Below are 15,531 nucleotides of genomic sequence, written 5' to 3' on the forward strand. Positions count from 1 at the left end.
GCTAAATAATGAATTTTGTAACTTCGACATTTGCTATTTTAATAGCGGTAGCAATTGCATTAAGTATGTCTAAATTTATCCCAAGATTTCCAAATAACTTTATTAGTCTGTTAGTAGGTGTGCTATTCGGTATAATCCCACTTACAAACCAATATGTTTTAGAGTTTAATAATGACATTTTTATGTTGTTTATTTTAGTGCCTTTATTATTTTTTGAAGGACATAAAACACCTTTAGTTAATGTACTTTCAAATGCGAAAAATATTATTAGCACTTCTGTGTTATTAGTCATGATTTCTGCCATATTTACTGCATTCTTAATAAGTACAATATTTGGTTTGGCGTTTGCATTGAGTTGTGTACTAGTAGCTATTAGTACACTTACAGATGTGACAGCATTTGAATCTGTGATCAATGGACGACAATTTCCAGAAAGAGTTAAAAAACAACTTGTTGGTGCGGCGTTATTTAATGATGCGACTGGTATTATTTTATTAGAATCTGCCATTTTATGGTATACCACTAAACACTTATCCATTTCCGACGGTTTAATAGAGTTATTATACTCTGCGATAGGTAGTATTTTGGTTGGTGCCATCTTAAGTTTTATTTTTATGCTGGTTCGACAAAGAATAGTACAAATCTCCAAAAATCAAATGGAATCACAGATGCTTTTATATATATTTACGCCGTTTATCATATATTTGATTGCCGAACATTTAGGTTTGTCTGGGATATTAACCGTTGTCATTGCAGGGATTATTCATAATAGTGAATAGAATCGAAGTCGTTTTACCATTCCAAAGCAAATTCATTTAGGAATTCAATATATTAATGTTACTTCAACGATTTTAAATAGCTTTGTATTTGTAAGTTTAGGAATTAGTTTGGAAAGAATTTTCAGCACGCAAAGAGAACTATTTTTAAATTCAATTAATTGGTTATTCACTGGAATAGCCATATATATAGGTTTAGTGTTAATTAGATGGATATATGGTAAATTATTTGTCGGCCATCGTACATATAAGGATGGTTTATTATTTGGGATAGGTGGCGTGCACGGTGCAATCACATTGGCTATGACTTTTTCAGTTCAAGACATGGTCAGTAATTCTACATTTTCCTATATTGTTGCTGTAGAAACGGTAGTCATTTTAATTAGTATGATTGTACCGACCATTGTATTTAAATTGATATTAGATAAAGATAATGAAGCTTATGAAAAAGAGAAGATAATTAAAAATGTGAGAATAAATATGACTCAAGTCGGTATTAATAAAGTAAAGTCTATAGACATCTCTCAAAAAGTAAAAAATTTAGTTATCTATGATTTACAAGATCAAGCTAATATCAATACATTTAAATCTTTTTTCCGAGAAATTCTTTATTATAATAAAAATGAACAAGTATTAACTCAATTGCAAAGCTTAGAACAAAGGCGTGCATTGATGTATGCTTTTGAAGCACAAAGATGTTATTTATACGATTTATCCAAAAATAATGAAGTTAAATCAGAATATGTCTATGAAGTTTATAATGATGTTTTATTAGCACAATCAATCGTAATGGATCCACAAAATCAAATGCACTGATATCAATATAATATGAGTGATAAATAGAAATTAAAATGATAGTGAAATAGGTTGAAAGATGAGGTGGCTTAAAAAATGGAATTAAGAAGTTTAAGATATTTTTTAACGGTTGCAGAAACATTATCTATCTCTTCTGCAGCCATAGCACTTAACATTACCCAACCTACGTTAAGTAGACAATTAAAACAATTAGAGTTGGAGTTAGGTGCTGAATTATTTAAAAGGGAATCTAGCGGAATAGTTTTAACCGAAGAGGGTATGTTTCTCAAAAATAGGGCAGCAGAAATATTAACACTAACAAATCATACTCAGCAAGCATTCGCAGATAAATTAGATGATGAGTTAAGAGGCCATATCTCTATAGGTTGTGTAGAAGCAGATAACTCAGATACATTAGCTATGATTTTAGAAGAATTGGTAACAGATTATCCATCAATCACATTTAATTTATATAGTGGAACAAGTGATGACATTATTGAAAAATTAGATAAAGGTTTAATAGATATTGCCATATTACTAGAACCTATTACATTAAAAAATTATGAAAAGATAGCACTTCCACGTACAGAACAATGGGGATTATTAGTGTCAGATGATTCACCTTTATATGATTATCATATGATTAAACCCAATCGTTTAAGCCAAGCGTCACTTTTAATGTCTGCTAGAATAGAAGTACAGCAAATGATTGCAAAGTGGTGTGGTATACATGTTGATGAGTTAAATATTAGGGGTACTTATAATTTGATTTTTAATATTCTTGATTTGGTAAAAGAAAATGTTGGTTCCGCGTTACTTATTGAAGGCGCTATATCAAATATAAAATTAGATAATCAGTTAAAATTTATCCCTTTAGAACCTTCAATAAAAACAAATTGTATACTAACTTGGAAGAAAAGTAGGGTTTTAACCCCTGTTTTAGAACTATTTATCAATAAGTTCAAAGAATTAACTTGATACTGTTATTTTAGTAGAGCCCCATGCTTATAAAGCATGGGGTGTTTTTTTAAAGGCATTGGACACCTCATATTCGAAGAAGTATGCTTAGTTCACAGTAAATGAAATTTCAATCATATTCAGAAAGGTCGTGCAATAGATGAAAAAGCAAACTGCAGGTAGAGATAATTTAGGTGAATTAGCACCTAAATTTGCTGAATTGAATGACGATGTTTTGTTTGGAGAAGTATGGTCTAGAGAAGAACAATTATCACCCTATCATCGTAGTATGATTACTATTTCTGCACTGATAACTGGTGGCAATTTTGAACAATTATTACCACATTTAAAAATAGGCAAAGACAATGGTATTACACAAGAAGATATATCAGAAATGATTACACATTTAGCATTTTATGTTGGGTGGCCCAAAGCATGGTCTGCTTTTAATTTAGTTAAAAAAGTATACAAAGAAGAAGAGTAAATAGGAGGAAATGAAAATGAATAAAAATGAAGATGTTAAAAATGGTGTTATTTTTTCAAGTGGAGAATCAAATGATGCATTTGCACAATATTTTACTGGTCAAAGTTATTTAAACTTATTAGTTAATGAAGATGATGTAAATGTAGTAGTTGGAAATGTTACATTTGAACCTGCTTGTAGAAATAATTGGCATATCCATACAGAAGGTTATCAAATATTACTTGTTACAGGTGGAGAAGGTTGGTACCAAGAAGAAGGGAAAGAAGCCCAAAAATTATTACCTGGCTCAGTAGTGGTTACGCATAAAGGAGTCAAACATTGGCATGGTGCAACAAAGGATAGTTGGTTTGAGCATATTGCCATAACATCAGGTGCTTCAGAATTTTTAGAGCCAGTGAGTGATGAGTTATATAATCAGTTGGGTTAATATCAAATGTTTTTGTATTGATGTTGAAGCATATTGTGATTATAAGAGGTTAGAATATCTTACGTTCTAACCTCTTTAAATTCATAACGTTATTGTAAACGAAGCATGTCTAAAAATAATTGTGCTGCTTGTGATAGTGGCTTATCTTTTTTCCAAATCATGCTTAAATTGGAAGTGATTTGAGGATTAAATGTAATAAACCTTAAGTCAGTATTATCGGTGTTAATGATGCCATCAAGACATATAGCATGTCCTAATCCCTCTTTAACCATTAGCGAAGCGTTGTAAAGTAAGTTATAAGTAGCGACAATATTTAATTCAGCCACATCGATATTTACCATATTAGCAATCATCGTTTTGACACCATCTTGTTTTGAAATAATTAATGGTTGGTCTTTTAACATGTCTGCTGTGATATGTGAAACATCTTTAAAATCTGAGTCGACTTTCGTAAGCACACCCCACGTATCACTTTCTGCTAACGGTAATGATTCATAGTTCAATTTATTAATTGGCTCCACAACTATACCAAAGTCTAATAATCCATTATCTAATTTTTCTAATATTTGTTCACCATTACCACTATATGTATCGAATTTAATATTTTTATGATTCATTCTTACACATTTCATAGTTTTAATAACATGGGTAATGACTTTAGATTCTGCTATGCCTATTGTTACTTCACCGTATATATCTTGTGACAATTGAATGTTAGACACCGTTTTATCTACTAAGCCAATGATGTTTCGTGCTTGTTCAGCAAGATAATGTCCTTCTTTCGTTAGAGACATATATCTTCCGTTACGTTGAAATAGTGTCACACCTAATTCGTTCTCTAGATCTTTAATTTGTCTAGAAAGTGTTGGTTGTGTGATATGTAAAAGATTAGCTGCTGCACTTATATTTCCTTCAGATACAATCGTTAAAAAGTATCGCAAAACTCTGTTTTCCATATTGACTCCTTTTTATGCCTTTAAAGCATAATTAAATATTTGATATAGGCATTGGTAATATATTGATTTCTATTTTAACATTAAATATGTAATAAATAGCAAACAATTTTAAGGAGGTCATCAAATGTTTAAAAGTGTGTTATCAGAAAATATATGGAATCGTGTTGTAGAAGCGGATGAGTCAGTTTATAGAGAAATTCATAAAATTGTAGATGAAAATGCACCAATTGTATCTGAATTGAATTCGATCTATCAAAATCATGAATCAACAATTGAGTTATTATCTAGAATTACAGGACAGAAGGTAGATAGTAGTGTGGGTGTTAATTTACCGTTATATACAGATTTTGGACGACATATTTCAATAGGAAAAGACGTGTTTATCAATAACAACGTAATGTTCACGGATCTTGGCGGAATTACATTAGAAGATCGAGTATTAATTGGTCCACGAGCTAATTTATTAACTGTTAACCATCCTACCAATCCTTCTCAAAGAAGAGGACTTATTGTTAAACCTATTACAGTTAAAGAAAATGCATGGATTGGAGCAGCTAGTACCATATTGCCAGGTGTGATAATTGGTGAGAATGCTATTGTTGGAGCTAATTCATTAGTCACTAAAGATGTACCTGCTAATACAATCGTAGCTGGAAGTCCAGCACGTGTGATTAAAACGATTGAGGAAGCATAATTAAGGAGGAATTGAAAATGAAAAATACAAATTTAAATTTAGTAGAAACTTGGGACAAAGTATTTCCGAAAAGTGATAAAGTGAAACATTCAAAAGTAACATTTAATAATAGATATGGTTTAACATTAGCTGCAGACATGTATATCCCATTAGAAAGTGCGCAAGAAAAATTGCCAGCAATTGCTATTAGTGGGCCGTATGGTGCTGTTAAAGAACAATCATCAGGTTTGTATGCACAAACATTAGCGGAAAAGGGATATTTAACAATTGCATTTGACCCATCTTATACAGGAGAAAGTTCTGGTACACCACGATATGTAGCATCACCGGATATTAATACCGAAGATTTCCAAGCTGCGGTCGATTTTCTTTCTAATTATAATCAGGTAGATGCAAATCGTATAGGTATATTAGGTGTTTGTGGATGGGGCGGCATGGCATTAAATTCAGCAGCTATCGATACACGTATCAAGGCTACTGTAACTTCTACTATGTATGATATGAGTAGAATTAATGCAAATGGTTATTTTGATGAAGAAAAAGATGAACAACAACGTTTTGAGAAAAAACAAGTATTTAATAATCAACGTACGCGTGATTTCGCTTCACAAGATCCTGAACTAGCGGGAGGCGTGATAGATCCAGTACCTGATGAATTTCCACAGTTTGTTAAAGATTACCATTCTTATTACAAAACACAACGCGGCTATCATCCAAGATCACTTAATTCAAATCGTGGTTGGACTATAACAAACCCACTATCATTTATGAATATGCCGTTATTACAGTATAGTCATGAAATACGAAGTGCGGTATTAATGATTCATGGTGACAACGCACACTCTAAATATTTCAGTGAGGATGCATTTAAACAATTAACTGGAGATAATAAAGAATTAATGATTATACCTAACGCCAACCATACTGATTTATATGATCAATTTGATAAAATACCATTTGAGAAAATAGATCATTTTTATAAAAAATATTTGAACTAGTATCAGTTTAGCTATAATTAATATAAGTGTCTAGTCAATCATGTGGTTAACGCATTCATTGACTAGACGCTTTTTGGTTTAATAACCCGAATGATGACGTAGTTTAATTTAAAATAGCAATTATTGTCTAATTTTTTAAAATTTTCTTGTTATTTACATTTTTCCTTTACAAAATATCATGTATAATGAATAAAAAATAACTAGGAGAATAAACAGACATGATGAAAAACAAATTGACTTTAAAAGAGAACATTTTTATCGGATCAATGCTATTTGGTTTATTCTTTGGTGCTGGGAATATTATCTTCCCAATTCATCTTGGACAAACAGCAGGGTCAAACGTATTTATTGCCAATTTAGGCTTTTTAATTACTGCTATTGGATTACCTTTTTTAGGTATTATCGCCATCGGTATGTCTAAAACAAACGGTATTTTTGAAATTACATCAAGAGTCAGTAAAACATATGCATACATATTTACGATTGGATTATATCTAGTCATTGGACCATTCTTTGCGTTACCTAGGTTAGCGACAACATCTTTTGAAATTGCATTTTCACCATTCATTTCACCTGATGTTGCGAAGATTTACTTACCCATCTTTAGTATTATCTTCTTCTTATTAGCGTGGTTCTTTGCGAGAAAGCCGTCTAAAATTTTAGATTACATAGGTAAATTTTTAAATCCAGTCTTTTTAGTTTTATTAGGTATTGTCGTAGTCTTAGCGTTCATCCATCCATTAGGTGGGTTAACGAATGCGCCTGTGAGTGCAGATTATGATAAGAGTCCATTACTTAAAGGATTCATTGATGGTTATAACACGTTAGATGCGTTGGCATCATTAGCCTTTGGTATTATTATTGTATCTACGATTAAAAAGTTAGGTATCACAAATCCTAACAGTATTGCCAAAGAAACATTTAAATCAGGAACAATCAGTATTGTTTTAATGGGGATTATCTATAGTTTACTTGCGTTTATGGGTACGATGAGTATCGGTAAATTTAAAGTGAGTGAAAATGGTGGTATTGCATTAGCTCAAATCGCGAGACACTATCTTGGAGATTACGGAATTATCGTATTATCTCTGATCGTTATTGTCGCATGTTTAAAAACAGCGATTGGTTTAATCACTGCGTTCTCTGAAACATTTACAGAGTTATTCCCGAAACGCAGTTACTTAATGTTTGCAACAGTGGTCAGTATCTTAGCATGTATTTTTGCTAATGTTGGTTTAACTAAAATTATTATGTATTCAACGCCAGTATTGATGTTTATTTATCCATTGGCTATTACAATTATTTTATTAACTTTAGTAAGTCCATTATTCAATCATTCGACAATTGTATATCGATTTACGATTTTCTTTACAATGATTGCGTCATTTATCGATGGTATTAAGGCTAGTCCAGAGCCATTTTTAAAAACATCATTCGCTAAATTCATCATCTCTTTAGGTGAAAAATACCTACCATTCTTTGATATTGGTATGGGTTGGATTCTACCGGCATTAATCGGTTTTATCATTGGATTAATTGTTTATAAAATCCGTTCTAACAAGTCAACGACGACAAAATAATTGACTATATAGCGTCTATCTTACATTTGAGATAGACGCTATTTTTTTAACTATGACGGAGTTGAAAGCGTATGACTTAAATAAATATTTATTTGAACTTAACAATGAGTTAATAATCATTAATTACGCTTAATCTAAAATAAAATAAGGGATGGTTAATATGGAAATTGTGAAGTCAAAGCAAGATTTGTATCGAATCATTGATGACGCGGACAAGCAACATACATCTAATATGTTGTTATTGATGATATTAGGAACGATATTTTTAGATGCATATGATATTACCATTTTAGGAACGATGACAGACCAAATCACGAAAGAATTCAATTTATCACCCACCATGCTATCATTCGTGATGACATCACTACCTGTAGGGGCATTGATTGGTGCGATTTTTGGAGGATCGCTCGCGCATCGATTTGGCAGAAAGCGTATCCTTTCAATTTCATTATTAATTTTAATTGTAACGTCTTTAGGTGCAGCACTTTCGCCTAATCTTATGATTCTATTAATATGTAGATTTCTTATGGGGATTGCGATAGGGATGGACAGTCCAGTTGCGTTTACATTTATTGCAGAAATTAGTAATAAAGTACAACGAGGTCGTAATGTTAACTACTGGCAAGTCGTATGGTACATAGCGATTGTGACATCTTCGTTAGTGGTTATTGCATTTTTCTTAATGGGAGCAGGAGAAACATTGTGGCGTATGGCCGTTGGATTTGGGGCTTGTATTGCTTTAGTGTTATACATCATGCGATTAAAGTATTTACAAGAAAGTCCAACTTGGATTATTAATCATTTTTCACTCGAAAAGGCGACAAACTATATTCAGAAACATTACGATGTCCAGTTGAAGCTAGAAGAAAGACAAGAAGAATATCAGGTCAATCATTATGAACATCAACAATCTTACAAAGCATTGCTTAAAAAGCCATATTTAAAAAGGTTAACTTTAGCAACAGCGATATCAACATTGCAAGGTATGCAGTACTATGCAGTGGGTTTATATATCCCAATAATTGCTAAATACATGATAAGTGAGGATAAGCTAGGGGTCTTATTTGGTACAGCAATTGTAAATATTGCAGGTATCATCGGTGCGTACCTAGGTGCACAGTATACATATCGACTGGGTACGAGAAAACTCACAATGATAGGTTTCGGCATTGTCTTGTTTGTCATGGTTGTAACAGGGCTATTTTACAATAACTTACCAATGATGATGAATACATGTTTAATTGCATTGTTTTTATTCGGTCATTCAGGTGGACCAGGAACGCAAGGTAAGACGATTGGTGCATTATCATTTCCAACACATTTACGTTCACAAGCGACAGGTATTGTAGAGTCAGTGAGTCGAACTGGCAGTATTATTGGTACGTTTGTATTTCCGATTATATTAGCAGCAGTCGGATTAAACCAAACGATGTTATGGATTGGTCTTGTACCACTGATTGGTCTCATAATTACATTTGTATTAAAATGGGAACCGGTCGGTAAAAATGTTGAAGATGAATAATATAAGTATAGGGGAGAAACAGAAACAATAATGACATAATTGTATAAACCCACTATAAAGTTCGAGATGACAGGGTTTATACGCCTATGGGTAAGTGTACCGTTTGTCTGAAGTTAGACAAACGGGTGTCTTATTTTTTGGAGTGTTTCTGCGTAGCTCCCCTCCCCTATTGCTAATTAAACATTCAAACATTCCGCTTATAGAGTTTGTTTATCGTAATAATTACAATCAATAAAAATATACACATTTTAATATATTTTGTAACTTTAATTGTGTTAATATTTAGATAACTTAATAATCAGTCATAATTAACTTTCATATGTAAGGGGGAAGGGCATATGCCTAAAAAGTTATTTAGTATTGATTTAAACAAGAAGATGGATCAACAAGCACATCCAGGACACAATCGATGGCATCCAGATATTCCAGCAGCATTTTCAGTAGATCCAGGAGAATCATTTAGAATGGAATGTTTAGATTGGACAGATGGACAAGTAGCTAATAATGATGATCCAAGTGATATTAAACACGTGAACTTAAATCGTGTACATGTTTTAAGTGGTCCGGTGCATGTAAACAACGTACAACCAGGTGATTTACTTGTAGTAGATATCTTGGATATTGGTGTTTTTGATGAACATCAATGGGGGTTCAATGGTATTTTCGATAAAACAAATGGTGGTAGTTTCTTAGTTGATCATTATCCCAATGCACAGAAATCAATTTGGGACTTTAATGGTATTTATGCAACGAGTAGACATGTACCAGGTGTTGAATTTGTAGGTCAGATTCACCCAGGATTAATTGGTGTGGCACCTACTCAAGAGATGCTAGATGAATGGAATCGTCGCGAGAAAGAATTAGTGGATACGGATCCAAATCGTGAACCAGTCTTAGCTAATTTACCTGATACGGATGCGGTTGTGGCTGGTACCTTAACTGGTAAAGACTTTGATAGAGTAGCGAGAGAAGGTGCGCGTACTGTGCCACCTCGTGAAAATGGTGGGAACTGTGATATTAAGAACCTATCAAAAGGCTCTCGCATCTATTTCCCAGTATTTGTTGAAGGTGCAAAACTTTCAGTCGGAGATTTACATTTCTCTCAAGGGGATGGAGAAATTACCTTCTGTGGTGGTATTGAAATGCCCGGATGGATTGATTTAAGAGTCAATGTTATTAAAAATGGTATGGAAAAATATCATATTAAAAAGAACCCTGCGTTTAAACCAGGACCAGTAATGCCGAATTATACAGATTATATTGTGTTTGAAGGTATTTCTGTAAATGAATTCAGTGGTAAACAAACATATCTAGATGCCAATACAGCGTATCGAAATGCGGTATTAAATGCGATTGAATTCCTAAAAACACGTGGGTTTACAGGTGAACAAGCTTATATGTTATTAGGTACTGCACCGGTACAAGGTACAGTCGCAGGTATAGTGGACGTGCCTAATGCATGTTGTACGATTGCGATTCCAAGAGAGATTTTCAAAGATGACATCGTACCGAATTTGGAGCCTGATCAATAATGCCTCAATATACTTATGAATGTAAAGAATGTGGCGAATTTACCTTACGCCAAACTATGAATGAACAACATGATATGGCAGAATGTCCACAATGTCATCATGATGCGAAGCGCGTATTCTCTACATTCCAAACCTATAAAATGGATGGAAAACTGAAACAAAGAATTGAACGAGGACAAACACCTCGTGTCATGTCCAAAGAGCAATTACCAAAAATGACACCAAGACCAACCAAACAAAGCAGACCATGGATGGCAGATCATTAAATTTGATTCAAAAATAACCTCTACGGCCTAGATCAGTCGTGGAGGTTGTTTGCATTGAAAGACGTCAATATACCATTAATAAAAACTTGGTTTATCGAAATTAGTATTTGGTTCGTTAACGCCAATACTTTCTCTAGGATAAAGCTCAGGTTGGTTTACTATGTCATTTACTAGTTGTGCCACAGCTTGTCTTGTAACTTGAGCACCAGTAAAAGGTTTATTTATCAAACTTTTAAATATGAGTTAGATTAGTATTTTGGAATAGATAGTGCACAATTTTTATTGTTGTTCGAGAAAGTTTTATATGTTTTTATTTTTGAAAGTGGTAAAATGATATATTGTTACTATTCGGAATTTAAATAGAAAGAAGGATAATATGGGTTTTTTATGGTCGCGTCGAGCACGAATGTTAGAAATTTTTGTGCTCACAGTAATTACAATATTTGGCATTGGCTCGCAGTATTTTTCTAATTTAGCTTATAGTTTAAATCAAGGTATACTTCAAACCTCTTTTGGTACTGGTTCACAGTACTTAATCATACCGTCAGTTATAGCGAATTTTGCGTTTGCATTTGGCATTCCATTAGGACATGTATTCACACATCGTTTAGGTTTCAAGAAAAATTATCTACTTTTTGTTTCTTTCTTTTTAGTCGGTTCAATAATCGGTCTCATATCACAGGATTTAATAGTATTAAGTATTGCTAAAATTATACAAAGCGTTAGCACAGGTGTTCTATTTTTCACTTTATTACCACAATTATTTCGTAACTTCCCACGAAGATTCCGCAATGTATTTTTATTATTTGTCATTGTAGGCTTGTTTGGCGCCAATGCGTTAGGTGGATTATCTGGTAGTGTCTCATTAGAGCTTGATAGTTGGCATTGGGTATTTGTACTTAATATCGTTTCAGCTATCGTTTGTTTAATATTTGGGACAGTATTTTTAAATAAAGAAGAGCACAAGCATGTGTCTTCGAATTCTATGGATTATGTGCTTATTATTTTATTGTTTTTAACTATATTATGTTTTGTGATACCAATGGCTATGTTAACGCAAAAAGGATATAGCTCATTATGGGTATGGCCATTTCTACTACTAGCGATGTTCTTCCTAGTCAACTTTATATACAGAAACATGCATTCATCGTCACCGTTAGTGTATTTTAAAACATTATTTGCTAAAAAGCCTAGTGTTGGAGCAGTGATGGCAATATCATCACATTTAACATTGTTGACTGGGATAGCAGGTATTAATGTTTTTCTAACTAAGATTTTAAAGCTACCTTTTGAAGATATTGCGAGATTTTATTTATGCTTTTTCATCGGTGTCGTCATAGCTGGTTTTATTAAAATGTTCTTTTATAGTGCGATTGGGGCAGGTATATTAGGTTCCCTTGGTTCGGTAGCATTATTATATGTCAGTGTGCACTGGATAGCGATGGGGAATGTGATTAATTTGCCGTTATTATACTTGCAAGCGGCTTGCTTAGGATTTGGCGCATCTATGGCATTACTAAGTGGTGCGATGGCCACGTTATTAGATGGAGAGATTAAATTTGCTTCAAATCGCTCAACGACAATGCATTCGATGCGTAATTTCTTTGCGGCACTACTGGTACCTATCATTGCTTATACAATGAAAGATCATATTCAACAAGGTGTTCAATTATTATATGGTAGTTTCACGACTCATATAGATAACCCAGTTCAGAACCAATTAATCTTATCGAAAAAAATGCAAGATATCACAATTGATGCTGATGATAAAGTGTTCATGATGATGATTGTTTTTAACATCATTCTATTAATCGCTTCTATAATTCAAATGTTCTTAGGTAAAGGTCGACGTATCCATGTTAAACCTGAATAAATGTTATGATATAATCAAACACCTCTCACTCAAATTCATGTGAGAGGGTTAACTTATTAGGAAAAAGCGAGATTATTTTAAGTTTGATAAAAATTCAGTTGTAGTAGTAACTACTGCAAAGTTAGATAATGCTGAAATAAATGCGTTTTGTACATCTTTGGCTTCTGCCATTTGTCCATTATATTCTAGGTTGCAAGTTGCAGTTGTATCTTCGATAAGAATAGGTTCATAACCTAATTCTGCAGCAGCTCGTGTTGTAGAATCGATACACATGTGCGTCATCATACCAGTAATGACAAGTTGTTCGACATCATATTTTTGTAATGTATCTTGTAACGTTGTTCCTAAAAAGCTATTAGGATACTGTTTTTCAATAACAATATCATCAGATTGTACGTTAAATTTTTCATGGATTTCTATGCCATCTGTGCCAGCTTCAAATAAAGGTGCGCCCTCGGTATGATCAATATGTTGAATATAAATAACAGGTAGCTCTAGGGATTTAAATTTATCCTTTAATTGCACGGCATTGTCTGTCGCACGCTCTGGATTGACTAAAGGATTTTAACCTCCTTCAAAGTAATCGTTTTGTATATCTATAATAATAAGTGCTTGTTTTTTAGTCATGATATATCTCCTTTATCTATCTTGGTTATCCATAGACTAAACTAAAATAACAAAGAAGAGAATTAATTACTTTTATCTATATTATTGTTTGATTTATAAGTGTGTGTTGTATGATTATGACATTCTATTTAAAATAAGGCACCATGATGATTAATACTCCATCTGCCATCTTTTCATATTGGCCATTTCCTTGTAATGTAAATTCAGTCATGACGCCATAGATAGCTGAAGTTAAGAATGTAAATAGTATGTCTTCGTTTAAATGTTGTTGTGCTATCAATTCTAGGTCTAGCTTCAAGCTATAGAAAAAATGAAATCATTTTATGGGCAATATTTATAAGATAAAGATTTGATTTTGACAATTTTCTAAAATAATTGTGTCTAAATTATGAGCAAAGCCCTTGAAATTTATATTCAATGTATTATAATAATAAATGTATTGTAATTGAAAACGCTTCTTAATTAGAAGAAGGTGAGTCAAAATAGACAAACATAAAAAAGAACAAGCCTTTGCAAATCTTGTGCGTGCATACCGCAAACAATATGTTGGAAAAGGACCTGAAAAAATCGACGTTAGTTTCCATGGTAAGTGGGCTATTGCATTTATGACAGGTGCATTAAGTAAGGTTGAAAATTTCTATTTACGAGATGAACGAAATGAAGATATGTTGAGACATGCACGAACACATGAAGTAAAGCGTTTGTATGATGAGATTAATCCTGACGAGATGGAAGAACTCGTAGGAGCTAAATTCGTAAAGTTATTTACAGATGTTGATTTAGCTGCTGATGAAGTTGTATCAATATTTGTATTCGATAAATCAATAGAATAAGCGTGCTGGTGTAAGGTACCTAGTGCTGTTTACTAACTACGCTTGAATAATTAGTTATTCAAGGAGGTGGTTTGCGTAAATAGAGCTAGGTACTTTTTTAATTTTTGAGTATAACCAGTATCAATAAAATATATTAATAGGAGTGTATCATTTATGAAAATAGTAGCATTATTTCCAGAATATGTTGAAGGCGAAGAAAATCAAATTTTAAATACAAAAAAAGCAATTGGCTTAAAACCATTCTTAGAAGAAAAAGGTCATGAATTAGTTGTATTAACTGATAATGATGGTGATTTAGAAAAACACTTAGCTGATATGGATATTGTTATCAGTGCACCATTCTATCCTGCTTATATGACTAGAGAGCGTATTGAAAAAGCACCAAACTTAAAATTAGCCATCACTGCTGGTGTTGGTTCCGACCATGTTGATTTACAAGCAGCTGGTGAACACAATGTAGGTGTTGTAGAAGTAACAGGTAGTAATACTGTAAGTGTTGCTGAACACGCTGTGATGGACTTACTAATTCTATTACGTAACTACGAAGAAGGACATAGACAATCAGTTGAAGGAGAATGGAACCTTTCAAAAGTGGGTAACGACGCGCACGAATTACAAAACAAAACAATTGGTATCTTCGGTTTCGGTCGAATTGGTCAATTAGTTGCAGAACGACTAAAACCATTTAACGTTACAATTCAACACTATGATCCAATTAACCAAAAAGATAATGAAAACTCTAAATTTGTTGACTTTGACACATTAGTATCAACAAGTGATGCAATTACAATTCATGCACCATTAACACCTGATACAGACACATTATTTGATAATGATGTGTTAAGTAAAATGAAAGAAGGTAGCTATTTAGTCAATACTGCTAGAGGTAAAATTGTAGATACAGAAGCATTAGTAAAACAATTAGAATCTAAACACATTCAAGGCTATGCAGGTGACGTATGGTTCCCTCAACCTGCGCCAAAAGATCATCCTTGGAGAAATATGCCTAGAAATGCAATGACTGTACACTATTCAGGTATGACATTAGAAGCACAAGTACGTATCGAAGAAGGCGTTAAAGACATTTTAAATCGTTTCTTTAATAATGAACCATTCCAAAGCAAAGATGTGATAGTTGACGGTGGTCAAATCACAAGTGCAAGCTATAACGCTAAATAATTAACCTAGCCATAGATTATACCCTTTCCCAT

At 33.1% G+C, this 15,531-nt stretch carries 16 protein-coding genes and 1 pseudogene; 14 read left to right on the top strand and 3 right to left on the bottom strand.

Translation table 11 applies throughout. The features are described from left to right. Window positions 1–8 precede the first annotated feature (8 nt). The 5 genes from LPC11_RS00315 (at window position 9) to LPC11_RS00335 (ending at window position 3,439) form a co-directional block, all read left to right on the top strand. The gene (locus LPC11_RS00315; RefSeq protein ID WP_023374406.1) at window positions 9–779 is read left to right on the top strand and encodes a cation:proton antiporter domain-containing protein; all 771 of its coding nucleotides are present in this window, start codon (window positions 9–11) and stop codon (window positions 777–779) included. A gap of 108 nt (window positions 780–887) precedes the next feature. Next, entirely contained in the window at window positions 888–1,592 is a 705-nt protein-coding gene (locus LPC11_RS00320) for a Na+/H+ antiporter (RefSeq protein WP_023374405.1), read from the top strand. A gap of 75 nt (window positions 1,593–1,667) precedes the next feature. Further along, complete coding sequence (locus LPC11_RS00325) at window positions 1,668–2,549, top strand: LysR family transcriptional regulator (protein WP_107566272.1); 882 nt, start codon at window positions 1,668–1,670, stop codon at window positions 2,547–2,549. Between the two features lie 139 nt (window positions 2,550–2,688). Continuing rightward, a complete protein-coding gene (locus LPC11_RS00330; protein ID WP_023374403.1) occupies window positions 2,689–3,012 on the top strand; it encodes a carboxymuconolactone decarboxylase family protein in 324 nt (107 codons plus the stop codon). A gap of 16 nt (window positions 3,013–3,028) precedes the next feature. Then, window positions 3,029–3,439 (top strand): cupin domain-containing protein, encoded by a 411-nt coding sequence (locus tag LPC11_RS00335; protein ID WP_023374402.1) that lies wholly within the window; start codon window positions 3,029–3,031, stop codon window positions 3,437–3,439. Window positions 3,440–3,528: 89 nt separating this feature from the next. Here the strand turns inward: LPC11_RS00335 and LPC11_RS00340 are convergent, their stop codons facing one another. Then, on the bottom strand, window positions 3,529–4,395 hold the full coding sequence (locus LPC11_RS00340; RefSeq protein ID WP_023374401.1) for a LysR family transcriptional regulator: 867 nt from the start codon (window positions 4,393–4,395) through the stop codon (window positions 3,529–3,531). Between the two features lie 124 nt (window positions 4,396–4,519). On the opposite strand from LPC11_RS00340, the gene LPC11_RS00345 reads away from it, so the two are divergent. The 7 genes from LPC11_RS00345 (at window position 4,520) to LPC11_RS00375 (ending at window position 12,860) form a co-directional block, all read left to right on the top strand. Beyond that, complete coding sequence (locus LPC11_RS00345) at window positions 4,520–5,089, top strand: DapH/DapD/GlmU-related protein (protein WP_023374400.1); 570 nt, start codon at window positions 4,520–4,522, stop codon at window positions 5,087–5,089. A 17-nt stretch (window positions 5,090–5,106) separates the two neighbouring features. Continuing rightward, window positions 5,107–6,087, top strand: a complete 981-nt coding sequence (locus LPC11_RS00350) for an alpha/beta hydrolase (protein ID WP_023374399.1) — start codon at window positions 5,107–5,109, stop codon at window positions 6,085–6,087. Window positions 6,088–6,305: 218 nt separating this feature from the next. After that, window positions 6,306–7,667 carry a branched-chain amino acid transport system II carrier protein gene (gene brnQ, locus LPC11_RS00355; RefSeq protein WP_023374398.1) on the top strand — a complete coding sequence of 454 codons (1,362 nt, stop codon included), beginning with the start codon at window positions 6,306–6,308 and terminating at the stop codon, window positions 7,665–7,667. Window positions 7,668–7,827: 160 nt separating this feature from the next. Further along, the gene (locus LPC11_RS00360; protein ID WP_023374397.1) at window positions 7,828–9,189 is read left to right on the top strand and encodes an MFS transporter; all 1,362 of its coding nucleotides are present in this window, start codon (window positions 7,828–7,830) and stop codon (window positions 9,187–9,189) included. Between the two features lie 338 nt (window positions 9,190–9,527). Next, entirely contained in the window at window positions 9,528–10,721 is a 1,194-nt protein-coding gene (fmdA, locus tag LPC11_RS00365; protein ID WP_015364571.1) for a formamidase, read from the top strand. Further along, entirely contained in the window at window positions 10,721–10,987 is a 267-nt protein-coding gene (locus LPC11_RS00370) for an FmdB family zinc ribbon protein (RefSeq protein WP_023374395.1), read from the top strand. Before fmdA ends, LPC11_RS00370 begins: the two co-directional genes overlap by 1 nt. A gap of 376 nt (window positions 10,988–11,363) precedes the next feature. Continuing rightward, complete coding sequence (locus tag LPC11_RS00375) at window positions 11,364–12,860, top strand: MFS transporter (RefSeq protein WP_023374394.1); 1,497 nt, start codon at window positions 11,364–11,366, stop codon at window positions 12,858–12,860. Between the two features lie 72 nt (window positions 12,861–12,932). Here LPC11_RS00375 and LPC11_RS00380 read toward each other — a convergent pair. Together LPC11_RS00380 and LPC11_RS00385 are read right to left on the bottom strand one after the other, a co-directional pair. Beyond that, a pseudogene (locus LPC11_RS00380) lies at window positions 12,933–13,391 on the bottom strand (isochorismatase family protein); the annotation flags it as partial. 220 nt (window positions 13,392–13,611) lie between these two features. After that, window positions 13,612–13,767, bottom strand: coding sequence for a hypothetical protein (locus LPC11_RS00385; protein WP_159033338.1), 156 nt, complete (start codon window positions 13,765–13,767; stop codon window positions 13,612–13,614). Window positions 13,768–13,969: 202 nt separating this feature from the next. Between LPC11_RS00385 and LPC11_RS00390 the strand changes: the two genes are divergently transcribed. Together LPC11_RS00390 and LPC11_RS00395 are read left to right on the top strand one after the other, a co-directional pair. After that, window positions 13,970–14,320: a Na-translocating system protein MpsC family protein gene (locus LPC11_RS00390; RefSeq protein WP_041613794.1), complete on the top strand. Its 351-nt coding sequence runs from the start codon at window positions 13,970–13,972 to the stop codon at window positions 14,318–14,320. Between the two features lie 153 nt (window positions 14,321–14,473). After that, the gene (locus LPC11_RS00395) at window positions 14,474–15,499 is read left to right on the top strand and encodes an NAD-dependent formate dehydrogenase (protein ID WP_023374391.1); all 1,026 of its coding nucleotides are present in this window, start codon (window positions 14,474–14,476) and stop codon (window positions 15,497–15,499) included. Window positions 15,500–15,531: the final 32 nt, after the last annotated feature.

This window comes from Staphylococcus sp. HL28, from assembly GCF_021117155.1.
GTDB classification, from domain to species: Bacteria; Bacillota; Bacilli; order Staphylococcales; family Staphylococcaceae; genus Staphylococcus; species Staphylococcus warneri.